This window comes from Ruminiclostridium hungatei (assembly GCF_002051585.1).
In the GTDB taxonomy this organism is placed as follows: Bacteria; Bacillota; Clostridia; order Acetivibrionales; family DSM-1351; genus Ruminiclostridium; species Ruminiclostridium hungatei.
This window is the reverse complement of sequence record NZ_MZGX01000012.1, coordinates 1-25,579: the sequence shown is the minus strand read 5'-3', so window position 1 is coordinate 25,579 and position 25,579 is coordinate 1. Positions and strand designations below refer to the sequence as shown.

At 39.2% G+C, this 25,579-nt stretch carries 22 protein-coding genes and 1 pseudogene; all 23 read right to left on the bottom strand.

The window, feature by feature from the left end; genetic code table 11:
• Window positions 1-11 precede the first annotated feature (11 nt).
• Complete coding sequence (locus tag CLHUN_RS10080; RefSeq protein ID WP_080064466.1) at window positions 12-2,354, bottom strand: heavy metal translocating P-type ATPase; 2,343 nt, start codon at window positions 2,352-2,354, stop codon at window positions 12-14.
• 14 nt (window positions 2,355-2,368) lie between these two features.
• Window positions 2,369-3,262, bottom strand: a complete 894-nt coding sequence (locus CLHUN_RS10075) for an ABC transporter ATP-binding protein (protein ID WP_080064465.1) — start codon at window positions 3,260-3,262, stop codon at window positions 2,369-2,371.
• A gap of 75 nt (window positions 3,263-3,337) precedes the next feature.
• Window positions 3,338-4,435 carry an ABC transporter substrate-binding protein gene (locus tag CLHUN_RS10070; RefSeq protein ID WP_080064464.1) on the bottom strand — a complete coding sequence of 366 codons (1,098 nt, stop codon included), beginning with the start codon at window positions 4,433-4,435 and terminating at the stop codon, window positions 3,338-3,340.
• Window positions 4,436-4,463: 28 nt separating this feature from the next.
• Window positions 4,464-5,249 carry an ABC transporter permease gene (locus CLHUN_RS10065; protein ID WP_080064463.1) on the bottom strand — a complete coding sequence of 262 codons (786 nt, stop codon included), beginning with the start codon at window positions 5,247-5,249 and terminating at the stop codon, window positions 4,464-4,466.
• 38 nt (window positions 5,250-5,287) lie between these two features.
• Complete coding sequence (locus CLHUN_RS10060; RefSeq protein ID WP_080064462.1) at window positions 5,288-6,073, bottom strand: ABC transporter permease; 786 nt, start codon at window positions 6,071-6,073, stop codon at window positions 5,288-5,290.
• Window positions 6,074-6,214: 141 nt separating this feature from the next.
• Window positions 6,215-7,726: a nitrogenase component 1 gene (locus tag CLHUN_RS10055; RefSeq protein WP_080064461.1), complete on the bottom strand. Its 1,512-nt coding sequence runs from the start codon at window positions 7,724-7,726 to the stop codon at window positions 6,215-6,217.
• Between the two features lie 12 nt (window positions 7,727-7,738).
• On the bottom strand, window positions 7,739-9,079 hold the full coding sequence (locus CLHUN_RS10050) for a nitrogenase component 1 (RefSeq protein WP_080064460.1): 1,341 nt from the start codon (window positions 9,077-9,079) through the stop codon (window positions 7,739-7,741).
• Window positions 9,080-9,125: 46 nt separating this feature from the next.
• Complete coding sequence (locus CLHUN_RS10045; RefSeq protein WP_207559155.1) at window positions 9,126-10,205, bottom strand: uroporphyrinogen decarboxylase family protein; 1,080 nt, start codon at window positions 10,203-10,205, stop codon at window positions 9,126-9,128.
• A 154-nt stretch (window positions 10,206-10,359) separates the two neighbouring features.
• Window positions 10,360-11,007, bottom strand: coding sequence for a corrinoid protein (locus CLHUN_RS10040; protein WP_080064459.1), 648 nt, complete (start codon window positions 11,005-11,007; stop codon window positions 10,360-10,362).
• 47 nt (window positions 11,008-11,054) lie between these two features.
• Complete coding sequence (gene cysK / locus CLHUN_RS10035; protein WP_080064458.1) at window positions 11,055-11,990, bottom strand: cysteine synthase A; 936 nt, start codon at window positions 11,988-11,990, stop codon at window positions 11,055-11,057.
• A gap of 61 nt (window positions 11,991-12,051) precedes the next feature.
• Window positions 12,052-12,687 carry a nitroreductase family protein gene (locus CLHUN_RS10030; RefSeq protein WP_242656489.1) on the bottom strand — a complete coding sequence of 212 codons (636 nt, stop codon included), beginning with the start codon at window positions 12,685-12,687 and terminating at the stop codon, window positions 12,052-12,054.
• A 265-nt stretch (window positions 12,688-12,952) separates the two neighbouring features.
• Window positions 12,953-14,626: an ASKHA domain-containing protein gene (locus tag CLHUN_RS10025; protein ID WP_080064457.1), complete on the bottom strand. Its 1,674-nt coding sequence runs from the start codon at window positions 14,624-14,626 to the stop codon at window positions 12,953-12,955.
• Window positions 14,626-15,654, bottom strand: coding sequence for a methylcobamide:CoM methyltransferase MtbA (locus tag CLHUN_RS10020; protein ID WP_080064456.1), 1,029 nt, complete (start codon window positions 15,652-15,654; stop codon window positions 14,626-14,628). Before CLHUN_RS10020 ends, CLHUN_RS10025 begins: the two co-directional genes overlap by 1 nt.
• Before the next feature lie 413 nt (window positions 15,655-16,067).
• A complete protein-coding gene (locus CLHUN_RS10015; protein WP_080064455.1) occupies window positions 16,068-16,514 on the bottom strand; it encodes a hypothetical protein in 447 nt (148 codons plus the stop codon).
• Between the two features lie 620 nt (window positions 16,515-17,134).
• A complete protein-coding gene (locus CLHUN_RS10010) occupies window positions 17,135-17,605 on the bottom strand; it encodes a hypothetical protein (protein WP_080064454.1) in 471 nt (156 codons plus the stop codon).
• A gap of 43 nt (window positions 17,606-17,648) precedes the next feature.
• Window positions 17,649-18,764 (bottom strand): RHS repeat-associated core domain-containing protein, encoded by a 1,116-nt coding sequence (locus tag CLHUN_RS10005; protein WP_242656488.1) that lies wholly within the window; start codon window positions 18,762-18,764, stop codon window positions 17,649-17,651.
• 23 nt (window positions 18,765-18,787) lie between these two features.
• Window positions 18,788-19,588 carry a hypothetical protein gene (locus tag CLHUN_RS10000; RefSeq protein WP_080064452.1) on the bottom strand — a complete coding sequence of 267 codons (801 nt, stop codon included), beginning with the start codon at window positions 19,586-19,588 and terminating at the stop codon, window positions 18,788-18,790.
• 379 nt (window positions 19,589-19,967) lie between these two features.
• Window positions 19,968-20,711 (bottom strand): hypothetical protein, encoded by a 744-nt coding sequence (locus CLHUN_RS09995; protein WP_080064451.1) that lies wholly within the window; start codon window positions 20,709-20,711, stop codon window positions 19,968-19,970.
• A gap of 111 nt (window positions 20,712-20,822) precedes the next feature.
• Window positions 20,823-21,263, bottom strand: coding sequence for a hypothetical protein (locus CLHUN_RS09990; protein WP_080064450.1), 441 nt, complete (start codon window positions 21,261-21,263; stop codon window positions 20,823-20,825).
• A 235-nt stretch (window positions 21,264-21,498) separates the two neighbouring features.
• Window positions 21,499-22,686, bottom strand: a complete 1,188-nt coding sequence (locus CLHUN_RS09985) for an outer membrane protein assembly factor BamB family protein (protein WP_080064449.1) — start codon at window positions 22,684-22,686, stop codon at window positions 21,499-21,501.
• A gap of 20 nt (window positions 22,687-22,706) precedes the next feature.
• Window positions 22,707-24,269, bottom strand: coding sequence for an RHS repeat-associated core domain-containing protein (locus CLHUN_RS09980; protein WP_242656487.1), 1,563 nt, complete (start codon window positions 24,267-24,269; stop codon window positions 22,707-22,709).
• A gap of 528 nt (window positions 24,270-24,797) precedes the next feature.
• Complete coding sequence (locus CLHUN_RS09975) at window positions 24,798-25,322, bottom strand: DUF5104 domain-containing protein (protein ID WP_080064448.1); 525 nt, start codon at window positions 25,320-25,322, stop codon at window positions 24,798-24,800.
• Window positions 25,323-25,339: 17 nt separating this feature from the next.
• Window positions 25,340-25,579, bottom strand: a pseudogene (locus CLHUN_RS09970) (DUF4474 domain-containing protein); the annotation flags it as partial.

Here is a 25,579-nt window from a genome sequence, read left to right as displayed (position 1 = left end):
CCATATTAAGCTCATAGATTCGCACTGATTTCAAACTCAGATTTTTGTAATTGTGCATTATAACCTTTCAGCTTTAATCGTTTTAAGCTTAAAGAGTTTATCAGTACCGACATGGAGCTCAGCGTCATAGCAGCAGCCGCTACCACCGGATTCAAATGTCCCGATGCTGCTATAGGTATTCCTATGACATTGTATATGAATGCCCAGAACAAATTCTGCTTTATCTTCCTGATAGCCTTTTTTGAAAGCTTAATTGCATTAGGTATATTCAATAAATCGTCCTTTAAAAGTACAATATCCCCGGTCTCTACTGCTATATCCGTTCCTGTGCCTATGGCAAACCCCACATCCGCTGCTGCCAGAGCCGGTGCATCGTTGATTCCATCACCAACCATACCTACTATTTTACTGCTGCTCTTAATTTTTATTATTTCATCAGCTTTATCTTCAGGTAAAACTTCAGCAAGGATATTCTCTATTCCGGTCTTTAAGCCCACCGTTTTAGCCGCATTTGCATTGTCACCGGTTATCATGAATACCTCAATACCCATTCTTTTCAGCTCTTCAACAGCTTTTGCCGAACTCTCCTTTATTCTGTCGGATAGTGATATAACAGCAATTAAACTCTTATCAACAGATACTAAAACAGTTGTTTTACCTTCATTATAAATATCCCATAATATTGTATCTGCATCAGATACAGAGATATTATTTTCATTAAGAAACGCCGGTGTGCCAATTAATATATTTCTATTTTCTATTTCTGCATATACCCCTTTGCCGGGTACAGCTTTAAAACTCTGGGGGTCGGGTAATTCAGCACTTGCTAATTCTTTTCCCCTTTTATAAATTGCTTCGCCTAGAGGATGCTCAGATTTCTTTTCTGCAATGGCAGCTAATATTAAAATATCATTTTTATCATATAAGGCTCTGCTCTTTTCCAGTATGAATATGCCCTCAATTTCAGGTATGCCTTCTGTAAGAGTTCCCGTTTTATCAAAAACCACCGTGTCTATTTTATAGGCCGTCTCAAGGGTTTCACCCTTTTTAATCAGGATGCCGTTTTGTGCTCCTTTTCCCATGCCTGCTATTATTGCTGTGGGTGTTGCAAGTCCAAGGGCACATGGACAGGAAACTACCAACACAGACACAGCATAAATTATAGGTAAGTTAATAACAAAAAGAATTTGCTTGTAAACAATAAAATACCAATATATGAAAGTTGCAATAGAAGCTATTATAACAAAAGGGATAAAATAGCCGGATACCCTGTCTGCAATCTTTTGAATAGGCGCCTTGCTGCCTTGAGCCTCCTCGATGAATTTAATAATCCCGGCAAGTCTTGTCTCACTGCCCACTTTTGTGGCTTTGAACCTGAAGGTTCCAAATCTGTTGACCGACCCTCCCGTGACAAAATCACTTTCTTTTTTATCAACCGGAAAGCTTTCACCGGTGAGCATTGATTCATCAATTGCAGAATTTCCTTCTGTTATCATTCCGTCAACAGGAATTTTTTCTCCGGGCCTTACAATAATTATGTCTCCCACTACAACATCATCTATGGGCAGGTCAATCTCCTCAGTCCCCCGTAATATTCTTGCTGTTTCAGGTCTCAAGTCAATAAGTTCCTGAATTGCCTTTGAAGTCCTTCCCTTTGCAAGTGCTTCCAGGTATTTTCCCAGTAAAACAAGCGTTATTATAACTGTGGATGCCTCAAAGTATACGTTCTGTAGTCCGGAGACATATGCATAATTCTGATAAAAGACTATATAAACACTATAAAAATAAGCCGCTGTTGTCCCAAGAACAACGAGCAGATCCATTGTCGCTTTTCCTGCCAGAACTGACCTGAATGCGTTCCTATAGAATCGGGCACCAATCAGAAGCTGTACAGGTGTCGCTGAAAGAAGCTGAAGTCTCCAGTCATGCAAAAACAAGGCTTTAAGTCTAAGTTCATACAAAGTCCTGCTCCAGCCTGTCTTTGTCCCTGGATCAAGAATATCATGACAAAAGCCCACCCCTTCGGAAAGCATGCATAGAAGCAGTGGTGTGCTGAATATTGCTGAAAGAATAAAAAGCCTGAGCAGTTTTTTTCTTTCCCTGTCACCTATTTTAACACCTGCACCGGTATTTGCTTCACCGTTCAACGCCACAGCAAACCCAAGCTTTTCAATTGATTTCTTTATGTCTTGAAGTGAAATATTTGCAGCATCATATTCAATAACTGCCTTTTCTGAAGCATAGTTTACAGAAGCCTTCAGAATGCCTTTTCTCTTTGAAAGAGCCGCTTCAATAGTTATTGAACATAATGTACACGTCATTCCGTATACTCTTAAAGTTATAGCTTCACCCATATAACACATCCTGTTCAAATTGTTGCTGAAGCAGATATATCTTCTGCCAGGTTTGCACTGCTTTTCTTCAATGGTATATCTGGTTGAGCGTTTTGCAGTATCTCCCATACCTTATGGGTAATCCATGAAAAACTGGCTGAATTTCTTATATCACCGATTCTCCTTGGCCTTGGCAGATCGATATCGATTACTTCCTTGATGTAGCCCGGGTTTGCCGACATTATAGCCACCCTGTCTGCCAAGCCTACAGCTTCTTCAATGCTATGGGTAACAAAAACGATTGTTTTTTTAGTTTCTTCCCAAATACGCAGAAGCTCATCCTGCATTGTTTCTCTTGTCTGTGCATCCACGGCAGCAAAGGGCTCATCCATTAAAAGCACCTCGGGATCATAGGCAAGAGCTCTTGCTATGGCAACTCTTTGTCTCATTCCTCCGGACAATTCATATGGATACCTATCCTCAAACCCTTCCAACCCAACAAGCTTGATAAACCTTGTGCTTATCTCCCTGCGTTCATTTTTTCCTGTTCCTTTAATCTCAAGTCCGAATTCAACATTGTGCCTTACCGTCCTCCATGGAAAAAGTGCGTATCCCTGAAGTACAATTCCACGATCCAATGCAGGTCCTGTTATAATCTTATTATCAATATATATTTCTCCGGAGCTGGGTTTGGACAATCCGGCAATAATGTCAAGTAAAGTTGATTTCCCGCAGCCACTGGGTCCCACAATAGTTAAAAATTCACCGGCTTTTATATTCAAATTTACATCCTTAATTGCAGTAAAATCATTTTTGCTGTCATTATTCCTCTTAATGTTGAAAACCCTATTTATATTTTTTATCACAATTTTATCTGTACCGGTGTTTGCAGGTTCTATATCTACTGCTTTTGACAACACATTCAACATATTTTGATCACTCCCTGACCTATTTTTAAATAAGGGCTGTACTTTTTATACAACCCCCATTTAAAATTTATTTTGTTATTTCACTTCAAATTTGTGTGTAAGCAAATCGGATATCTTGACTTGCCCGTCCTTGAGTTTGCCATTTACAACCAGATCATTCACCCATGGCTTGATTTGCTCTTCATCCATAACCGTGGAGGATGCATACCAATGACTTGCATTGCCATTGGAGCCTATAAAGTCAGCAGTTATCTTTGCAGCTTCATCTGTGTTGTTGTTTGCCCAGACCTGGGCCTCCTGCATGGCTTTTGCAAATTTCAGAACTATGTCGGGGTTTTTCTCTATAAAGTCATCAGTGAAATAGTAAAGGTATAATCCTGCTGCTTCACCCAGCCCGGCATCGGAAGAGTCGCCAATGAGGGTAAGTCCGGAATCCTCTGCAAGTTTATAGAACGGAGGATGCACACATGCAATATCAATATTCCCCTGTTCTAAGGCCTGAAGGGCAGCCTGATCAGTGTCGAAGTTAATAAAATTCAACCGGTCTCTGCCGATTCCATACTTGTCAAAAATCGTACTTGCCACGAAAGTTGTACAGTTTGGAGCCAATCCGTTATGATTAAGCTTCTGGCCTTTTTTATAATCCACAAGATCCTTCCAGGACTTGATTCCGGAATCAGCCTTAACAAACCACCTCATATGCCTGAATTTCGGATCAATCTCCGGACCGGGCTCTATGATTGCGCGTCCGACTGCTTTTATGGTTGCTCCTCCTGCTATATAGGTTGCAAGAGCATTGGGATGCGTTTCGGCAAAATCATTATTCCCGTTTAACACCGAGGGTAAAATTTCAGTACTCTTTAATTCACCTGTAAATACAAGTTTCAAACCCTGCTCCTTGAAAAAGCCCTTTGCATCGGCTACTAAAACCGGGGTTGAGGTGCAATTCTTTCTTGTATAAGTCTTAACCGGTATAAGGTTTTGTTCATCAGTTGCAGATTTTCCTGCACCGGTCTGAGTTGAAGCCTCCCCCGCTCCGGCTTGTTTGGAAACCAGCTCGGCGGGAGAACCGACTTTCGTTTTTCCTATATAGGCTCCAATGCCTATTGCAACGAGTATTACCAATGCGACTGCACCAATTGTGATAAATTTCTTTTTACTATTAATTGACATTACAACACCTCCTGATAATTTTACTATCTTAATTTTCCTGAAAGGAAGCTTCCTTCCAGACTAAAAAGTGATTTTCGAGCTTACTGAAGGATATATTTATAATAACAGCAAGAACCGTAATGAACAGTATGATGCCATACATCAAAGGCACCTGGTAGGATTGGCTGGAGGAAAGATAATACCAGCCCAGCCCCTGGCTTGAACCTGCCATTTCAGATGCTATGATCATAAAAAATGAAATCTGTGCGCTTATTTTTACTCCTGTAAATATTCCAGGGACCGAAGCAGGGAGAATGACCTTAAAAAACAGAACTTTTTTATTTGCCCCCATAGACCTTGCTGATTTGATCATGTTTGGTTCAATGCTTTTTGTACCGGCAATTGTATTAAAAAGCAAAGGCCATTGAGCTACCCAAAATATTAATGCGATCTTTTCCATGTTTCCAATTCCAAAAATAATCATAAATACCGGGAACAATGCAAACGGATTAAGCTTTTCAAGCATTCTCAAAAATGGAAGCAGTGCTTTTTCAAAGGTCTTAAAGAAGGTTCCCAGTAAGAAACCCATGGGAATTGAAATAGCTGAAGCTAATAAAAATCCCAAAGCTGCTCTGGCCAGGCTTACCTTCATATGCACAAAAAGCTCTCCCGACTCCGTTGACCGGACAAGTGCTGTAAAAACCTTTGTAGGCGCCGGAATTACCGATTTTGGAACCAGGCCATACACCGTGGCTGCTTCCCAGAATATAAAGAATAGTATTATCGCTATGCTGCCAAATAAAGTTTTTCTTATTTTTTTAATAGCTGTTTTCATGATGACACCCACGTCTTTCCAATAAAAAGTTAATTTCTTCAGATAGCTTTATCATGGGTCACCTCCTTCCAAATAATAATGTTTTCTTCAAGCCACTGGAAAATGTAATTAACACCCAGACCCAGTACTGCTATCAGAATAGCCGCCAGGTATATCCTCGGTATAAAACCCATGCTCTGTGCATTGTGTATAAGCCATCCCAGTCCCGAGTCGGCACCCAGTGTTTCAGCCCCTATCAGCATCATGAAGCTCATGGTCATACCGGTCCTCATTCCAGTCAATATTGAAGACAAGGCTCCAGGTATTATAATCTTATAGAATATAGTAAAGCTATTAGCTCCCATTGATCTGGCACTTTTTATAAGGATGGGCTCCACACTCTGCACACCTGTGATGGTTGTAAACATAATCGGCCAGAAGGCCGCCCATAAGATTACTGTATAGATACCCTTCTCGCCAATGCCGAATACGACTACAAAAACAGGGAAAAGGATGAAAGGCGGTATTTGTGAAAGAAATTTCAGCAGTGATTTTAAAAAGTTCTCAAGCCGGGGAAATGCCCCCCCAAGTATGAAACCGACCGGCAATGCAAGCAAGGACGCGATAGTAAAACCAATAGATATCCTTTTCAAGCTTACCGAGGCTTCAACGAACAACTGGATAAAGGTCAGTTTCCTGGCTTCAGCAACTATCACTGAAAAAGGGGGTACAAAATGAGGATTAGCCCAGCCGATTTTAGGTGCTATTTCCCAGAGTACAAAAAAAGCAATAATTATGTAAACGCTTAAAAACTTATTGTTAATACTATATAGAGTCTTTTTCATCTTATCTCCCATCTACGCGCATAGCGCATATACAAATAGTAATGAAAGACACGTAGTGGCTTTTGCTGCGTGAAATCCACTTTGACTTACCGCATGTATCTTTCCACGCTATCACCTCGACTAAACGGTATTGCTTTCAATTTACAGGGCTGCACTGTCATCAATATAGGTAAACGGATTCTGCCCGTACCATTCATCGCGGTAAGGAAGCCTTGAATTGCCGATAAAATTGCGGTTAAATATGGGGTTTTTCAGAACCCTTGCAATCCTTCTGACGATTTCATAAGCGCCCAGATATCCCATATAGATTGATGACTGGCCAAACAGCGGATAGATCGGGAAGCCTTGTTTAGCAGTATATCCGTTTGTACCGGTGTGACCGACATACAGATCAGGCTCAAGTCTTTTTAATAAATTTGCCTGTTCAAAAGGCTGACCTGTTGCAACATTAAATATAATGTTTTCACTATTTTCAACCAATTCCAGCAAGGGCTCAGCGAAGTGATCATAATGGTAACCCTTAAGTCCCACAACTTCCATACCCATACTTTGCAATAACTCCGCTGTGGAAAGTATCCTGATTTCTCCGCCACCCAGAAAAACCCGCTTTCCCTTAAGCTGTTCCTTAAATGGCTCCAAGGCTTCTCTCAACTCTTTTGCTTCAGCTTCTACAAGTCTTTTTGCATTCTCTTCCAGTCCGAAAAACTTTGCTATATCCAAAATCCATTGATCCGTATTTTTTATTCCTATGGGTATAGACCTTAAGACAAATGGAATACCGTACTTTTCTTTGATATGTTCAACAAAATAATCATCATGGGTTGCACAGATGCTTACATTTAAAGCCGCATCATCAACATAAGCAAAATCATCCGCAGAGGCATAGCAAGGATAAATCCTCACCTCCAGACCCAAAGCCTTAACCAGCCTTGTAAGCTCTTCTTCATCCTGGCGGCTCATGGAGGATACATTAAGAATATTGACAGTCCTGCTTTTGCGGTACTTCTCTTTTAATATCTCAAGTTCGTCTTCGTATATTTCTTTCCTGGTGTCTTCCGGCTTATCAAGAAGATTGCGGAGTATTCCATGATATACGGAGTCATATGCGCTTGCCATTATTTTTGTTTTAAAGCCTTCACAATGTATTGGTACTATTTTTGCACTTATCTGTTTTTGCAAATCATTCAGTATACTGTCAATGTCATCGCCTATGATTGCCGGAACACAGCTATTTACTACAATAATGGCCTCAGGCCTGAACTCGCTTTCTGCATAAAGCACCGCGCTTCTGAGCTTTTCTTCACCACCGCCGACAACATCATTATCATCCAGATTGGTATTAAGCCAGATAAGTCCTTTTGCATTGGGGTCTCTCAATTTTTGAAAATTCTTACTGATACCGGCCGTGGACAAACTGCTGCCGCCGCAGCCTATGGGTGCATGAACAACTATTACGGCATTTCTTATTGTATTTAGTATTGCCAGACTCAGATTCAACTGGCAGCCTTGTGTTTGTGCAAAAGTTCTTTTTACACCGTTCAAACAGCCCTTTTTTCCTATTCTGTTCAGCTCACAGCAGGAGCCTCCAAATGCATTACATGCCTTTAATCTGTCCTCTCTTACCGGCGGTGCTTTTTCTCTGATATAATCCATACTCTTCTCCCCCTATCTAGTTCCTACAAGTGTGGTGAAAATATCCTCTGTCAGCCTGATAGCACCATCATAGCCCGTATATGCCCTATCCATCACAACCCTGTTGGATATAGGATATGTAACACTTAAATGCGGTGCTTTCAATTCATCCGCCAAAGCTCTTTCAAAAGCACTGCCCAGTATGAAGGCAGGACTGAAGGTATTAAAATATTTGCTTCCGTTGGCACTTGGCCATGTATCCCGGAAGTGCCTTATAATACTTGATGTATCAGTATCAAAGACTATTCTGGGACTGAGCCCTGATTCAAGGTCGGCAAACCTTTTTCTTACATCCTCCTTTTGCTCCTCCGACAGGATATCAGTAATAACAACAAGTTCCGGCAGCCATCCAAGATCATCGCTTAAAAACCTTGTTAAAGCCTGCGCATAGGATGAATCTCCCACAATTACCGCATATCTTTGCAAATCCAGATCATTATAAACATCCGCAATTCTTTCAATATAGCTGAAGTACCTGGCTTTATGCCTTTGTATGACCTTATCGGCAAATGCCTTTTCAATGCCCAGCCTGTTCGAAATACTTCTGATAAACTGCTCGGTTCCATGAGGCCCTATAGGTAGCGGAACTGATATGTAAGGCACTCCATGTACCTCTTCAAAAAGCTTAGCCGGCTCAATTCCTGCCGTGTCGGATACGACAATATTCAAAACTGCGCTGCCGGCATTTTTCAAATTATCCAAAGTCTCGTTCTCTCCAAAGAAAGTATTTACCTGATATCCAAGTTCTTCTAACAAACGCTTCAGGTTTTCCAGATTTCCTTTCCAGAACACGTCCTGTATGGGAACTATCCCCCACAGGTTTAAAAGTTTTTCATTCTTTACATCCTTCTTAAGAGTGAACTCCTTGAATAAAGTACCAAGTACGATGTCATAACCTTTAAAGGAATTTCCGTGAAAACCTCCGGTATCTGCCGCCAGAAGCGCTACATCCCTGTCCTTGAATTTCTTTGCAACACCCTTCACATCATCACCGATCATTTCCACCATACATCCCGATACCAGGAAATAAAGATCACCGTCCATTATTTTCAAAGTATTCTCAACCTGTTCGCAGAGCCGGTCTTCTCCGCCGAAAACAATTTCCTGTTCATATACATTTGAGCTTGAGAGAGCCTGCCCTGCACAATATCCGCTTCCCAGGTAACCAGAAGCATAATTTAAAGCATTGGAGATATTTCCGCCGCAGCCTGCTGCCGCATGCAATATTGGAATCGTCCTCGGCAAATTCTCCAGTGTTCCTATTGCTCCACCAAGTGCGCATAAGTACCTTGGACGATCTATAAACTTACTCATAATCCGACCTCCTGCTTGATAATGTAAATTAAGATGCTTTCAAATATTAATTAAAATTTTCAGGGTTTAAAGGAAATTGACCATATTTCCTTGCCGAGTCCCTGAGTGCATGTATATTCTCTGGTGGTGTGGGTATCGGCAAACCACATCCCAACGCCAGGATATAGCCTTTTGGACTGTCGTAAGCCTTTCTCAGACACTCCCTGGCATTTTCTTCAACATCTGATGGTTTTCCGAGATACATTGTTTCCGTAGGTTTTATATTTCCCACCAGTACAACCCTACTACCCACTGCCTGCTTTGCTTCACCTAAGTCCACCTGATTGTCCAGGCTTAGTAAGCCTGCACCCGTATCAGCCATATCTTCCCATACTTTTTTTGTATTTCCGCATATGTGAAGTGATGGTGCCGGCTTTCCAAGTTCTTTAATATTATCCGTAAGTTCCTTCAAATATGGAAACGCAAACTCCTTAAATTGCTTCCTGCTTATAAGGCTTCCCGATGCACTGGGTTCCGCAATATTAATGTTAACGTCCAGCTTTGCAGCCTCCCTGACAAAAGCAATCGTACTGTCTACAGAAAGCCTTAACAGCCTGTGTGCAAATTCAGGATTTTTGTATAAATCTTTCAAAAACTTTTCAGCTCCCCTTAAATTGCCTGCTGTAGTAAAGGGTCCCGGCACACTTACAGATATTGGTATCTCCCGTCCTAATTTCTCCACAAGCCTCTCAGCGACTTGAAGAATAATGGAAAATCTTCCTCCTTTAATCGGGTCAGGAATACTCAGCCTGTTAATATCTTCAATTTCTTTTACCGCATAATCTGAAACAAAGGGTGCTCCATTATATGGGTATTCCTGCCGGCTGCCGATGGCTTCAGCAATTCCGCCAAGCCCGGGGCCAATTCCTGCACCTTCGGATTCATATGTTTTAAAGGCTGCGATTTGTGCTTCAACAGCTTTTTCAACTGACAAGTGCAATTCGGAAACTTTTGCTCCTATCAGCCTGGCCGCATGATCTCCTATAAATAAATTGCACGGTATTCTGTCATAGGGTTTTCCAGTTATAAAAGCTGCATTTCTTTCTTTTGCAGTCATTTGATCTTTCTTTATCAAAACGTTATTCACATGTAATCCCACCTTTAACAGTTATCTTAAACAAACGTAATCATATATGAATAGCCAGCTTTAATATACTCGGCCCATTACAGGATATAAAAAGGCCACAACCCATTTTTGAGTTATGGCCTCTAGTTATCTAGTCAGTCATATTAAACCAAAGCTATCCTACCAATCTCCTTACAAGCCTCACTGCATCAGCAGCATTAACCGAGTAGCCGTCTGCTCCTATTTTGTCAGCAAAGCTCTGCGATATAGGACCTCCGCCTATGATGACTTTAAATTCTTCCCTGATTTTCTCTTTGTTCAAAATTTTTATAACTTCCCACATTCCATCCATTGTGGTTGTCATCAAGGTTGATAAAGCTATAACCTTAGCGCCTGTTTCCCTGGCAGTCTCCACAAACTTTTGCGGAGGTACGTCTCTTCCCATGTCTATTACATCAAAACCAGAGGTTTCAAGCATGATCTTAACAAGATTTTTTCCGATATCATGAGTGTCCCCTTCAATAACTCCAATGACAATCTTACTCTTTTCGTCCTGCCCACTTGTCCTTATGTGGGGCTTCAGCACTTCAAGCCCGGCATACATGGCATCTGAGCACATTAAAAGCTCCGGTATGAAATATTCTTCCTCCTCAAAAAGTTTGCCTGCCCGTTCCATACCATTTGCCAATCCTTTGTCTATTGCAGCATAAGCATCAATTTCATCTGAAACCGCCTGCTTTGAAAGCTTCACCACTTCCTCTTCATCCATATCTACTACCGAATCAGATAACTTTTCAAATATCTCTTCAGTGTATAGAGCCATAATATTCCCCCTATCTATCAGAACAACCGGTTTATTTTACCGTTGAATCATGTTTCCTGAAACAATGGTGTGGAAAGATATCTTTCACCTGTATCCGGCAGGAGAACAACGATGGTCTTATTTTTGTTTTCAGGACGTTTGGCGATTTGTGTTGCGGCAAATGCAGCAGCACCGGAAGAAATTCCTACCAGAAGCCCCTCTGCGGACGCAAGCTTGCGTGATGTTTCATAGGCTTCTTCATTTTTTACTTTAAATATCTCGTCAATAACTTCTCTGTTGAAATTGTCAGGTACAAAGCCAGCTCCAATCCCCTGGATTTTATGCTGCCCTTTTGCTCCTCCTGATAATACAGGCGAATCAAATGGTTCCACTGCAATTATCTTTGCATCCGGCTTTCTCTGCTTTAATACTTCACCTACACCTGAAATCGTTCCGCCTGTGCCAACTCCGGCTACAAAAATATCCACCTGGCCGTCTGTATCCTTCCAAATCTCTTCCGCAGTTGTCACTTTATGTATTTCCGGATTTGCAGGATTTTTAAATTGCTGCGGAATATAAGAATTTGGTATTTGAGCTGACAGCTCTTCCGCCTTTCTGATTGCTCCGGGCATGCCTTCACTTCCTGGGGTCAGGACTAATTCAGCCCCCAGCGCGTTAAGCAAATTCCTTCTTTCTATGCTGAAAGTTTCGGGCAGGGTTATTATCAGCCTGTAACCCTTTGCAGCCGCCACAAATGCAAGCGCAATCCCCGTATTTCCACTTGTGGGTTCGATGATAACCGTATCTTTACTGATCAATCCCTTATCCTCGGCATCTTTAATCATGGCGTATCCGATTCTGTCCTTCACACTTGAAGCAGGATTGAAATATTCCAGTTTAGCTATAACCTTAGCTTCAAGACCGCTTAATTTATTATAATTTGCAAGTTCCAGCAATGGTGTGTTTCCAATAAGGTCTGTTAAATTTTTTGCTATTTTTGACATAATACTACCTCACTTTTTTAATTTATATTCTTATTACCTCATTCCCATACTCAATAACAGGTTATTTTATTATGCTTACAGTTCCGTCTCTTCTGGGAGCAGGATCAGGCTTTGGGCCGGCAGCATAGCCAAATGCGCCCGAACCTATGGGAACATAACCTTCAGGAACCCCTAGTTCCTTAAACAATTCTTTTCCTTCAACAGTAGTATAAAGATAATTTACCGCATGTATCCAGCAAGAGCCTATCCCTAAAGCTTCCGCAGCCAGGAATGCATTTCCAAGGGCTAGTGCTCCGTCAGCCTGAGGGGCGATGGCTTTTTCATCTACTGTCACAATAATATAAGTAGGTGCATTATGAAAAGGACTGAAGTTATCCGCTCTTGCTCTCTCTTCATATCTCGGGTTCCCTGATTTTTCAAAAGCATTCCTGGTCAAACTGTTTATCCGGGCAAGAAGCTCTTTGTTCTGTACTACTGTAAAATGCCATAGCTGCTGGTTCATGGCACTAGGCGCAAATTTAGCGGCTTTGATTATGATATCGAGCTCATTGTCCTTGATTTGTTCTGTTGTAAAACTCCTGGTGCTTCTTCTCTCAAAAATTATCCTTAAAGGGTCTATATCACACATATTAACTGCCTCCTCCTTGTTTTTTTTATTTTTAGTTTCCTTTGAGATTATTTCAGCATTTGATAACATTATCCGCCTCCGCCGGAACATTAACGGTAGTTTCATCGTTTATACCCATAGCAACAGCTCTTAATAAAAAAAGGCCCGATTTGCATTTAACACTAACAGGATGCAAATCCGGCCTCCAGTATTTCTGGTCGGTTAATATATTTTATTTTATACCAAACTATTCCTACTTGATTTCTTGTGTTTATTCTAATACTAAAGATTTGAATTGTCAATACATTTTATATATATTTCATATATGTTTAGTATGGTATTTGAATTCCACCCCCTAAAACCCCAGGCATCTGACAAAAACCTTGTCAAAACCCTTAAAATTTGCCAATTCCAGCACCTCAACCTGCTTAACTATTTTCTCCAACTGATCCCTGTACGTTTTATTCAACAGAAATGCTTGCCCGCCAGACTTTGAGGTATTGCCCATAAATTCTATTTTTCCGTCAAACTCCTTCGGCAGAAGACCTATATTGATCAGGCTCTTTGCTCTGAGATGATAGCCAAAAGAGCCGGCAATAAGCACTTTATCCACATCACCGGCTTTTACACCCTTGCTTTCCAGTAAAAATTCTATTCCAGCCCTTACTGCACCCTTTGCAAGCTGAACCTGTCTTACATCTTTTTGGGAAAGAAAAACCTTGTCAGTAATTTTGAAAATCCATTTTCCCTCTTGCTTTACCAGTCTTTCTTTTAAAGCGGACTGCAAATCACTTGCTTCTGGCTCAACAAATTTTCCGTTTTTATTAATTACCCCATGTGCTACAAGCTCTCCAACCACGTCCAGCAACCCGCTTCCGCAAATTCCCGATGCTTTTGTATTACCAATCACCTTTGTACTTATTCCCCCTGGTTCATCTATCTCAAAAAACTCAATTGCACCCTGACCTGCCCGCATCCCGTGAGTTATGTTCATTCCTTCAAAGGCGGGTCCCGCTGCTGTTGATGTAGCTGAGAGATTACCATCAAAAGCTATAACCATTTCCCCATTTGTGCCTATATCTACAAAAAGGGTAATTCCTTTCTTCTCATGGAGTTGCGATGCAAGAACCCCTGAAGTAATATCCGCTCCCACATATGCAGAAATAATCGGCGGCACATAGATAATTCCAATTGGTGAAATGCCAATTTTGTGCTCTCGGGCATTAAGATATACCGCTCCGTTAATTTCCGGCGTATATGGATACTTCCCCAGAGATTGCGGATTAGTATTTGTAACCAGATGAGCCATGCAGGTATTGCCACTGAAAACCACTTCATATATATTTTTATTGCTGATACCCTTGCTATCCACTATTTCCTTAATCAAACTGTTTATTTCCCTTACAACTTCAGAATACATGATATATAGCCCATCAGCCTCAGATGAGAACTTGATCCTCGACAGCACATCCTGTGCATGAACAGCTTGGGGATTTAATGCAGATGCAGTCCCTATTTCCGAGCCATCCTTCAGATTGACAACTGCTGCAACTAATGTTGTAGTGCCTATATCAACAACCGCTCCATAGCACTTTTCCCTTGTATCTCCATATTCCACACCCAATTCCTTATCTCCCGCAAATACTTTTGTATAATTCTCTGTGTTGAAGAACTCCTTTTTTATCAGAGGCTTTATGCTTATATCAAAGCTCTGCCCTTTACTTAATATTTTCAATGTACTGTTTCTTTGATTGCTGGTTGCTTCAACACTTATGTTGCCGTAAATTTTTGCTTCACAGGAAAGCACATAACCCTGCTCCTCTTCAGCTTTGGCAAGATGATGCTTACCCCCGGCAACGACATTGTTTAAAGACTCTTTATCCAATCTGACCTTGCATTTGCCACAAGTACCTACGCCGTTACATGGAGACTCAATAACAATTCCAGCCTTACGGGCTGCCTGGAGGATGGTAGCCCCCTCTTCAACAGTAACCGACTTACCCTGGGGGTAAAAATTCACTTTTGCCATTACTCTCTACTCTCCTTTACTGTACCCGTCAGGGCCTGGATATTTTCAATGGAAGAGGATGTACTCAAGCCGCAGGCCGGTGATATGATGTCTATCCCATCACTCAGCAAACGTTCTGTCTGCCTTGATACTTTTTCAGGTGTGCCGAACTCAAGAAGGAAAGTACTCAGGTTCCCCATAGTCGTAAGAAATGGAAACTCTTCCTTTAGCAGGTGGAGATTTACCAGTGCGTCGGTACTGATTGCCTCCGACTTGATTTGCGGAATAAGGTTCTTGACCGTATTCATGTTTCCGCATATATGTACAATAACCGGAGCTTTTAAAGAATGTATTCCATCAATCAATTTGTTCAAATACCTGACAGCATACTCTTCAAACATCCTGGGTCCTAAAATTTCACCTGTTGCAGTAGGATCTCCTATGGATATCAGGTCTGCGCCGTTATCTATCATCAGTTTTGCATATTCAATCAAAAAATTCGTTACATAATCAATTGCCTTATGCGCATTTTCTCTGTCTTTTCGGAGTTCTTTCAAAAACGGCATAGGTTCTACTATAGATGCAGTTGTACTGATTGGGCCTGTCAGGTTTCCTATAACAGGCACATCAGTATATTTTTTTGACAAATGATAGCCTGCTTGTATAACAGCTTCTATTCTGCCCTTCTTAAGTATCTTGTCAATAGCCTTATACTCGATTTTCGTTACTGAAGGAAATACTTCTTTTTCTATTTTTGGTTCACAAGCCAAGGTTCCAAAGTTTATTTCACTTCCCAGCACCTCTGCTTCAACGGTCATGCAAAATGGAATACCAAAATTTTCAAAGCCCGTGTACTCATGTACATCGTGGGACAGTTCAGCCATAAGCTTGTCATCATGGTGTGCTTCCGGAAGTGTATGGCCTGTCTTGTTCATTATCTCTACAATTGCAGCATTCATCATCCCACCTGGGCAAACTACAGGCGGCCGGTCTGCCTTTTCTTTGTTCAAAACTCTCAGGATTCTTTCTTTAGGGCTAAAGCTACTCATTTCCTTCTCCTTGTCTTGATTTAAGGTACAGATTGTTTTTATTTTTCAGCGATTGCCAGAAGGTATAAAAAAACTGAGTCACCATTTCCTGGTTAACTCAGCCTCCGTCTTTCGGTCAGCATAACTTATTTCATATAATTTTTATCAGTTTTATATGTTTTAATTATAGATATATAAATATAGAGTTGTCAATATAGTTAACTTGAATGAGAAAATAAATTCTTTATCTTATTTATCTTTATTCTACCTTCCTTAAGTCAAGTTATTTGCTTAAACTGCTGAAATAATTCTCTTAAGCAGGTTGCCAAGGAAGCTCCCTTCACCTGTTGGAGCTGGTACTTGTATCGGCATTGGCATATCTCCATGCCTCATTGTAAATGAGAATAACCAGCTTTCTAATGCCTTGGTCACATCTATTGAACCTTTGGTATGTATACCTCATTTTCACCAATATAATTATCAGCTACTCTCCATTTTATTTTGGAAGCAGCTATCCAGGTTCTTTTAATTTCATTAATATCATCAATTTCAAAGCTATCCCAATCTGCCCAATAAAAAATATCATTTATTTTTTCCAAAGACGCTTGGTAAATAATGCAATCATAATCACCATTACTTGGTTCCAGATTCATTTTATGAATACCTTCAAAAATCATTTCTATAACAGTCGGATTTTTATACTGCCTCTGAAAAATAATATTTAAAATTCGTTTCGAGTTAAATGGATTCATACGCAGATCCTTATCAACATATCCACCACTTATATATTTCAATTCTTTAATACATCCATCATGAAAGTACCCGTACACGCTCATTAATTTATCGATATCTTCCTGCGTTTCTATTACATTCCAACTCATATAATCATACCTCTATTATTTTGAATTTTTCCATCACTGCCATAATACCTTCTTGTAAGTATCTATTTTGTGTATGAATTAACAGACGAACACTATCTATCTTAGATTAAATTTACCTGCTATTAAGAAACCAAATTTGAAAGGAAAGTTTTTTCGCCCAAAAGCTTTGCTTTGTTAAAATGCATTTTACTTTAATTGGCCCTTTACCTTTTGCATTTTCTGACCAACTTTTTTATTTACCAACTTATTTTTAGGGTCTGATTTGTTTCAATTATTCATACTCCTTGACCACATCTGCCGAATCTTTAGTTCATAGACGTCAAAAGTTAAACGGATTATATTTAAGAATTGATATTATGAATGTGATAGTAGGTTAATCATCCTTCAAATATACTTAGCTGGTACTTCCATACGAATTTAAAGCAATGGATTGCACACAAAGAGCTTACTTGAAATAGTACGCTCACAACAAGTATTACTGCCGTCGCAGCGACTGCTGCTTAAAGTAATGTCCTGTCACTTTACCGGCTATAATCCTTGCTGTTCACCTACAAATCTCAGTAAGTTCTTTTATCATGCTTCCCATTGCTTTAAATTGTACTCGCGTACCAGCTTTTCACTCATTTAGTTCTAGCAGTAATCTTATAATAGTAAGTTCCATCGATTTTATCCTTACTACCTTCAAAGACAGCATCATCAGCGCTAAAACTTAAACAGTTGGGTTCTCCAGATTTTTTTTCAATAAAATACTGCAACTTATTAGGATTCTCCGGGTCATATGGTACTAGTTCCTCATCAGCAATCTGATTGTTATAAACAAATACCATTCCACTAATCAAGTCGGTCGCCCCTTTGTACTCAGCATCTAGTGCCTTACTAATTTCTTTGTTTGAGCTTCCCACTTGAAATATAACCACCTTATCCCATTTAAAATTAGTTACGTCTTTCATTTGAATTTGGCAGGAATTCTTTTCCCCACATTCATTGTCTATTGCTTTGATTAAATTTTCGGTCATATAAGATTCCTTTGTCTGACAGCCCACTAGCACCAGTATTAAGATTATTAGAAATATAGTATTTAGTTTCTTCAAATTGAAACCTCCAATCTTATTAATATTTATGCATTTTATCTCTCTAATCTTCTGCAAAGCCCCAATCATCTAACTTTTCTATTCTATTTAATGCTGCTTTATATTGTCTATCAGATAGCTTTGTTTGACTAATTTTATAACTCCCGTCTGATTGCTTAACTGCAACCCAAAAACCATTTTCATGGTAATATTTTAACGTGGCAATAGCAATATCATTATTACTATAACTTGAAATACTTTTGCCAATACTTATACCAATTATATTATTTGCTAAGTCAATTGATTCATCAGCCTCTAATAATGTCTTAAACACTTTTTTACTTAAGTCTCGTGAAGATAGACCATCAATCGCATTCGGGTTTTCTTCATGACAATAACCAACCTCTCTTGCTGTTTCTTCTCCACCAGGCACAGATTTTGTAATCATGGCCTGCCATAATACATGCCTATAAGCATTTACTTGAGAACCCTCATGGGATGCATTCTCTGTTAATCCCAAGTCATTTGTTGAAAATCTTATTGCAACATTCGTATAATTAATTTTACCTTTTCCAGGCTCAGCCTCTCCAATCTGATAAGCCTCTACTGGATGCCTTATTGCCCATAATATCGTTCTGACTTTTGCACTCAAATGCCCACTAGGGTCAATATAGTCAATCGGGTTATTCCCACAATAAGTATACAAATTCAAACTCAGCGGATCACTATCCTTACCCCAATAGCTATCCTCCGTAATAAACCTACCTATGGTGGGATCATAATACCTCGCCCTCAAATAGATAGTCCCGGTTTCCTTGTCAAAGTACTCACCGCAGTACCTGAACAGGTTTGTATCGTTAGCGTCAGGAGCTTTCTCATTCCCAAAAGCATCATAGTCATATACTTTTATGCTGCTTCCGGTTGTACTGGTAAGCTGCACTGTGTCTCCATGACCATTATACAGGAAATACCTTCTATTTGCACCTTCCCCGAAATATATGAGATTTATTCCACGTATATACTTCTCGGTTGCGTTTCCTGCACCGTCGGTTTCCAGCACCATCTGGTCACCGTCCCATATGTGGTTTGTGGTCACACCGTTTACTGTCTTTGAGGCCCTCAGCCCATCCCAATTGTAGGTATAGCTGTATTTACTGCTTCCTTCGGTTACTTTTACCAATTGGTTCAAACCATTGTATTCGTTTATAGTGTGGTGTTGCTGTTGCTTTCACCTGTATCTGCCGTTTGGTCTTCAAGGCTTAGTACCTGCCCTGTGGTTGTCTCCGGTAAAGCTGCATCCGCAGAAGCTGTTTCTGTAGAGTCTGTTCCCGCAGACGTTATTTCTTCTACTGTTCCGATTGCTGATATATCAACTTCCGTAGTTTGCCCCTGCATAGCCGGTGAAATTGTTTCTGTGTACTTGCAGATTGTATTTCCGTTGTTGTCATAGCTGTAATGGGTTGTTTCTGAGGACTGTCCAGCATTCTTTGTCTCTTCCGTAAGCCTGTTGTTGCCGTCATAGGCATAGGCTGTAGACGACACTCCGTCTACCGTCATGGTTTTCCGGTTGTTGCTGTCGTCATAGGTATAGGTTATTTCAGGCTCTCCTGTGGGTGCTTCATTCGTCAGCCTTCCCAGGCCGTCATATTGGTATGCTGTAACTTTTCCGGTATTATCGGTTTTTGATGCCTGGTTTCCGTCAAGGTGATAGGTGTAGGCATAGCCGGATATTTCTGTCATACCGTCCCTGTTTACCAGGGAGGTCAGCTTGTTGCTCAGATTGTAGTCATAGGTGGTAGCATTGCCGTTTGTATATGCCAATGACTTTCTGTTTCCGTTTTCATCATATGAATATACCGCTGCAAGCTCACTGTTTTCATATACCTGCTCCAGCCTGTTCATTTTGTCGTATACATAGCTTGTGTTTATGTTGGCTGCACCGTTTTTTGTCACCGTGAAGGTTTTTCTGTTGTTATTGGCATCATAGCCATACTCCTTGACCACATCTGCCGAAGTCTTTAGTTCATCGACGTCAAAAGTTAAACGGATTATATTTAAGAATTGATATTATGAATGTGATGGTAGGTTAATCATCCTTCAAATATACTTAGCTGGTACTTCCATACGAATTAAAGCAATGGATTGCACACAAAGAACTTACTTGAAATAGTACGGTTCACAACAAGTATTCCATGCCGTCGCAGCAACTCGACCATCCGGGTCTCGCATGCTGCTTAAAGTGACGTCCTGTCACTTTATCGGCTAAAATATTTGCTGTTCACCTACAAATCTCAGTAAGTTCTTTTATCATGCTTCCCATTGCTTTAAATTGTACTCGCGTACCAGCATAATTAAATCTTTGCCCTTAAGTTTCTTCTAGCAACTATTCGGATATTATTTCTTTGAGATTTGAATATTTCCACACCAAACTGTAAATTTTCATTTCAGGTTTATGCCAGTAATTAATAATCCAAGTAATCAGACTTTCAAAATATTCAGTATTTCCTATATTCTTCAAATAGCAAGTATTAAAATCGGTATCCCATTCCCAAGAGCCACCATGTAGCATTATTATAAATTCTCCAACATATGCAGCAGCTCCAACAAGAATTTCAAAATTCTCATCCAGCGTCTTATCCTTTGTATTTTGCAAAATAATTTCTACTTTTTTTAATGAGTCGTATATATTTACATAGCCTAAAATATATCTTGCAGCAAAATCCTCAGCCTTTTTATGTGTATTAATAATTAACTCTTCAGCCATTTCTATTGAAGGTTCAATATCTGGTGTACTCATTGCATCTAAGCACAATATTCCCTCACTAATTATTATGGATACTAAATCATTTATAACTTTTTCTAACGATATTTCGTCATTATAACTAAGCCAATAGTCAATACTATTTATCAAATGACTTCCCAAAACAGGCATTGAATTGATAGACGTCGTAAATTCAACACGTAAAGCATCCATAAGGTTACTTTTTTGAAAAGTTATATATTGCATAATACCAAACTTATTTCTAGAAAATACCCATCTTACAGCTCCCTGCTTACAATCAAATTTAAAATCATACTTTTTTAACTCTTGCCCTGCAATCTTTTTAATTATATCCGATACTGTCATACGTAATCCTCCAACTTTTTAATCTCAGGGTATTGGAATTGTAAAGTACTCTATTTTATGTATGAATTAACAGCCGAACACTATCTATGTTGAGATTAAATTTATATGCTATTAAGAAACCAAATTTGAAAGGAAAGTTTTTTCGCCCAAAAGCTTTGCTTTATCAAAATGCATCTTACTTTCTGCCAGATTCCCCTCTTTTTCAAAAATCTTTCCCAGAAAGTAATGGTTAATCGCCTTATAAATACTGTATTTCTGTTTATCTAGCAGCTCTTCAAATATACTTTTGCTTTTAATTAAGTCATAATTGTAAAAACTGAATATTCCCTCTATCTTTTTTATGGATTGATTAATTTCTCTATGTCTTTCAATTGTTATATATTTTTCAAACAACTCTTTCTTACCCTCATATATTTCTTTTGCAATGTCGATCCTTTCTAAAAAAATAAGAGCAGTTAGATAATTAAGATAATATTGAACTGTAAAAACTTCATTAATAAAATTACTGTCGATTTTGTCTAACAGTTCAATTGCCTCCTGCCATTTACCCATAAAAATCAAACCCGATACTTTATTAACTAAAAGTGCCCGTTTATACTCATCGGATTTAGCTCTATTTATGTCTTTATCTAATTCGTGCTAAAACATTTCCGGATTCCCATCTTTCATTAATTTTAAATTAACATAGTAAGATCTTAATCTCGGATAATAAAACCGGTAAAATATTGCTGTCAATATTATAATCGCTACAAATATCCTTAAAAAATTCATACAAATACCCTTTCATTTATTCAAGCATCGAAAAACAATATATCTTACATTTGCCACCTTTAATATCATTTGTTAAAGCAAATAAGCTATTCATATTTCCTGGTACAATTCCAACAAGGCTTTCATTATTTATGCAAAGTTCCCAAATCAATTTACCTTCTTTATTGAAGGCTTGTATATACGAGTCATTTTTACCTTTTGCCTTATCAATAGAGCAAGTGCATATACAGTTACCCCATCCAGCTATTGGAGGAAAATCTATAGCATTTCCCCTCATTTTTGCTTCCCACCTTAGAACTCCATTTTTATCAATGCTTATTAATCTAAAATAGTTAGCATAGCAATATAAGTTATTATTGTCATCTGCAAAGAACAAGTTGCTAGGAATGAAGCCTTCTGACGGAGTATATACCCACTTCACTTTATATTCCGAGTCAAAAGCTGTAATATTAGGTGGCAAATATAATGTTCCCTCTGAATCAAAATGAGGTGAATCATACAATTCTGCTTTTTCTAACTCTAATGTATTTACCCTATTTCCATTTTGGTCAAAAATATATAAAAATCCGCTGTTGCATAGTACGTAGATAAGTCCATCTTTTGAAATTATTGGATTACAACAGATTTCACCTTCAATATCGTCTCTATATACCCACTTTATATGCCCCTCTTTATCAAATGAATATAGAGCTGGCTCATCTGTGACGAAAAAAATCGTGCCATCCTTTGAAGTCTTAGGTGAAAATATGATTGATGCTTTTATTTCAACTTGCCACACAATTTTTCCACATGAATTTATAGCAAATAACCTATGGGGAACTTTATTCAAGTTCCCCATAGTCCCAATTATTATTGTCTCATCCTCTGTTAGAGAAATACCATTGCTAAACAATAAATATTCGTTCTTATCCAAATTTATTTCCCAGTTTTTCTCACCTGTGTTTGATATACTTATTAATGTACCATGTGTCTTGACTCCTGCAGCTCTATGTTCATGATTATACGATAACAGAACATTTCCACTCTTATCAGCTATTATTGGTGAAACTGAATGTGCATCATTAAATTCTTTAACCCAATTTAATTGTGGCTTAATTGACCCTTCACCTTTCGCATTTTCTGACCAACTTTTCTTATTGAATAACTGATTTTTGGGGTCTGATTTTTTTGTCTCAAAACTCTCTTTTTTATCACCTATATTCATTGTCTCACCTCAAAATCAAATTATGGTACTGGTACAGGTAAAGGCATTGGCATTGGCATTGGTATCGGGTAGAACATTGGGAATAGAATATCCTCACATATTCTTTTTGCCGCAGCAGTCGACAATTCTTTAGTCTTTCCATCTTCATCAACTGAATAAAAGTAGTAAGTTGCAACTCCCTTTTCTGGAAAGTTAATCCCCATATATAAAGTATAGTCATTTGAAAATATATTGTTTACAGAAAGTATTTTAATCCCACTGATATCACTATAAGTTGGGCCTAAAGCTAAGTCTCCTTTTTCTTTATATAGCTCTAACTGTTCTTTTGGATCTTTTCCATTTAGAGGCTTTATCTCCCATACATATTTTCCAAATTGAGATGTCTTGACTACATCTGCCTCATATTTTATTGTTTTTCCTTTATCGTTTATTGCTTTTATACTGTATTCTAGAGTTACTTCAGACTTTTTGGCCGCCACTTTGTCTCCAACAAATATTTGAGCTATTTCATGAAATCCAACATATGGATTACCTATATTCATCAACAAAATCTGTTTTGCAACAGAATCTCTATTAATTTTACCAGTTCTATACAAATTAAAATAATTTCTAAGCATTTTTACAGGCATATGTCCACTAGGGTCAATATAGTCAATCGGATTATTCTCACAATACGTATACAAGTTCAAACTGAGTGGGTCACTATCCTTACCCCAATAGCTATCCTCCGTAATAAACCTTCCTATGGTGGGGTCATAATACCTCGCCCTCAAATAGATAGTCCCGGTTTCCTTATCGAAATACTCTCCGCAGTACCTGAACAGGTTCGTATCCTCAGGGTCTATGTTCTTCTCTACACCAAATGCATCATACTCATACACTTTTATGCTGCTTCCTGTTGTACTGGTAAGCTGCGCTGTGTCTCCATGACCATTATACAGGAAATACCTTCTATTTGCACCTTCCCCGGCGTATATGAGATTTATTCCCCTTACATACTTATTGCTTACGTTTCCTGCGCCGTCGATTTCCAGCACCATCTGGTCACCGTCCCATATGTGGTTTGTGGTGACACCGTTTACTGTCTTTGAGGCTCTCAGTCCGTTGCCGTCATACGTGTATTCTGCTGTTATGTCCCCTGTAACGGTTTTTACCAGTTGGTTCAAGCCGTTGTATTCATTTATTGTAACGCTGTTATCATTATTTACTTCATTGCTGCTTTCGTCTGTGCCGGTATCTGCCGTTTGGGCTTCAAGACTCAGTGCCTGTCCTGTGGTTATCTCCGGGACTGTTTCCGGTAAAGGTGTTTCTGGAGAGGCAGTTTCTGGAAAGCCTGTTCCTATATAGTCTGTTCCTGCCGACGTTATCTCCTCTGCTGCTCCGGCTGCCGATATATAAGCTTCCGTGGTTTGCCCCTCCGTAGCCGGTGAGATTGTTTCGGTGTACTTGCAGATTGTATTTCCGTTGTTGTCATAGCTGTAATGGGTGGTCTCTGAGGACTGTCCCACAGTCTTTGTCTCTTCCGTAAGCCTGTTGTTTCCATCATAGACATAGGCTGTAGACGACACTCCGTCTGCCGTCATGGTTTTCCGGTTGTTGCTGTCGTCATAGGTATACGCTATAGCCGGCTCTCCTGCAGGAGCTTAACTTGTCAATCTTCCCAGGTCGTCATATTGGTATTCTGTGACCTTTCCGGTATTATCGGTTGCTGTTCAAACAATTTAACTCATTCCTCATTGGTTCGTTTAACTGAGCCCATATATTCCTATCTCCTTGGTCTCAGTTTAACATGCCGTCTGACCTCATGTGTAGGTGTGGATTGCTTTGACACTTACATTGCTTTGACGCTTACCTTACGGTTATAACCTTAGTCCTCAGATTGAGAAAAGAAAAAGCCATGATAGAGTAGATTGTTTGCTCTATCATGGCTAAGATAATTAATATTCTTATTCATTTACTTGAAAACTTTTATTTTATTATTGGAATACATATATTTTACCGTTTACTAAAGATTCACATACTTAACCGTAAACCCTTTGTCCAAAAGGAAAAGTGCCAGTTCCCGATTATTGTCTGGTCATCTTCCAACCCAAAGAGCAGTTCCTTGGATTTTATTTTACTATAGATATACCTGCACGCATTCTTTTTTGCCATGGTTCCCATTCACCGTTATATGAAGATTTCGATACTTCCAACATATAAACCCCATTATTATCAGTATTAATGTTATCCGTGTTGTAATCAATTATGAAAAAATTATACGACTCTTTATCGGTTTTCAAATCAAAAGAGAAGCGAATCATCAGGGAACTTTCGCCACCATCAATTGATTCATCAGAAGACCAACCGTCTTCCAACACCCAAGACTCAATATCCCCTTGAATGAAATTAAACAATAAATCTGTTCCTCTATCAAAATCATTGGATTCATCTAACGCCTTTTTTGAAAACAAAGATTTTAACGCCTTTTTATCCTTGCCCTTAAGCGCTGAAACTATTTGTTCCATTCGCATATCGGCTTTTTTTTCTTCGCTCACAGCTATTCCTCCTCCGCTATCGAATCCGATTTTATTGCACGAGCTTAACATCAGTAAGCTTATGAGTACAAATAGCATCAATACAATTTTTTTATTCACAGATTAAACCTCCCTTATTAAAATTTGAACGTTGCGGTAATTGTTTTGGAGTCAAACACCCATCTTTCATCCCTCTTTTTGCTATTTTTATCACCATATATTCTATAAAAGCTATCATACATGGTTTGGGTATTGAATGTTACTGTGTAAGATACCGTCAAATTATTGGCATTAACCCCCTTATAGTTTGGATTAAAGCCTGTTATCCACCATTGTTTGTCACCAGGACTATAATTAATTATAGTTGATGTCTTATT

Coding starts and splice junctions, on each gene's coding strand:
- CLHUN_RS10030 (WP_242656489.1), bottom strand. CDS start 12,687: ATGTTATCAAATGCTGAAATAATCTCAAAGGAAACTAAAAATAAAAAA.
- cysK (WP_080064458.1), bottom strand. CDS start 11,990: ATGTCAAAAATAGCAAAAAATTTAACAGACCTTATTGGAAACACACCA.
- CLHUN_RS10075 (WP_080064465.1), bottom strand. CDS start 3,262: ATGTTGAATGTGTTGTCAAAAGCAGTAGATATAGAACCTGCAAACACC.
- CLHUN_RS09980 (WP_242656487.1), bottom strand. CDS start 24,269: ATGACGGCAGACGGAGTGTCGTCTACAGCCTATGTCTATGATGGAAAC.
- CLHUN_RS10055 (WP_080064461.1), bottom strand. CDS start 7,726: ATGGATTATATCAGAGAAAAAGCACCGCCGGTAAGAGAGGACAGATTA.
- CLHUN_RS10025 (WP_080064457.1), bottom strand. CDS start 14,626: ATGGCAAAAGTGAATTTTTACCCCCAGGGTAAGTCGGTTACTGTTGAA.
- CLHUN_RS10060 (WP_080064462.1), bottom strand. CDS start 6,073: ATGAAAAAGACTCTATATAGTATTAACAATAAGTTTTTAAGCGTTTAC.
- CLHUN_RS09990 (WP_080064450.1), bottom strand. CDS start 21,263: ATGGGTAAATGGCAGGAGGCAATTGAACTGTTAGACAAAATCGACAGT.
- CLHUN_RS10020 (WP_080064456.1), bottom strand. CDS start 15,654: ATGAGTAGCTTTAGCCCTAAAGAAAGAATCCTGAGAGTTTTGAACAAA.
- CLHUN_RS10040 (WP_080064459.1), bottom strand. CDS start 11,007: ATGGCTCTATACACTGAAGAGATATTTGAAAAGTTATCTGATTCGGTA.
- CLHUN_RS09995 (WP_080064451.1), bottom strand. CDS start 20,711: ATGACAGTATCGGATATAATTAAAAAGATTGCAGGGCAAGAGTTAAAA.
- CLHUN_RS10015 (WP_080064455.1), bottom strand. CDS start 16,514: ATGAGTTGGAATGTAATAGAAACGCAGGAAGATATCGATAAATTAATG.
- CLHUN_RS10050 (WP_080064460.1), bottom strand. CDS start 9,079: ATGAGTAAGTTTATAGATCGTCCAAGGTACTTATGCGCACTTGGTGGA.
- CLHUN_RS10080 (WP_080064466.1), bottom strand. CDS start 2,354: ATGGGTGAAGCTATAACTTTAAGAGTATACGGAATGACGTGTACATTA.
- CLHUN_RS10065 (WP_080064463.1), bottom strand. CDS start 5,249: ATGAAAACAGCTATTAAAAAAATAAGAAAAACTTTATTTGGCAGCATA.
- CLHUN_RS09985 (WP_080064449.1), bottom strand. CDS start 22,686: ATGAATATAGGTGATAAAAAAGAGAGTTTTGAGACAAAAAAATCAGAC.
- CLHUN_RS10070 (WP_080064464.1), bottom strand. CDS start 4,435: ATGTCAATTAATAGTAAAAAGAAATTTATCACAATTGGTGCAGTCGCA.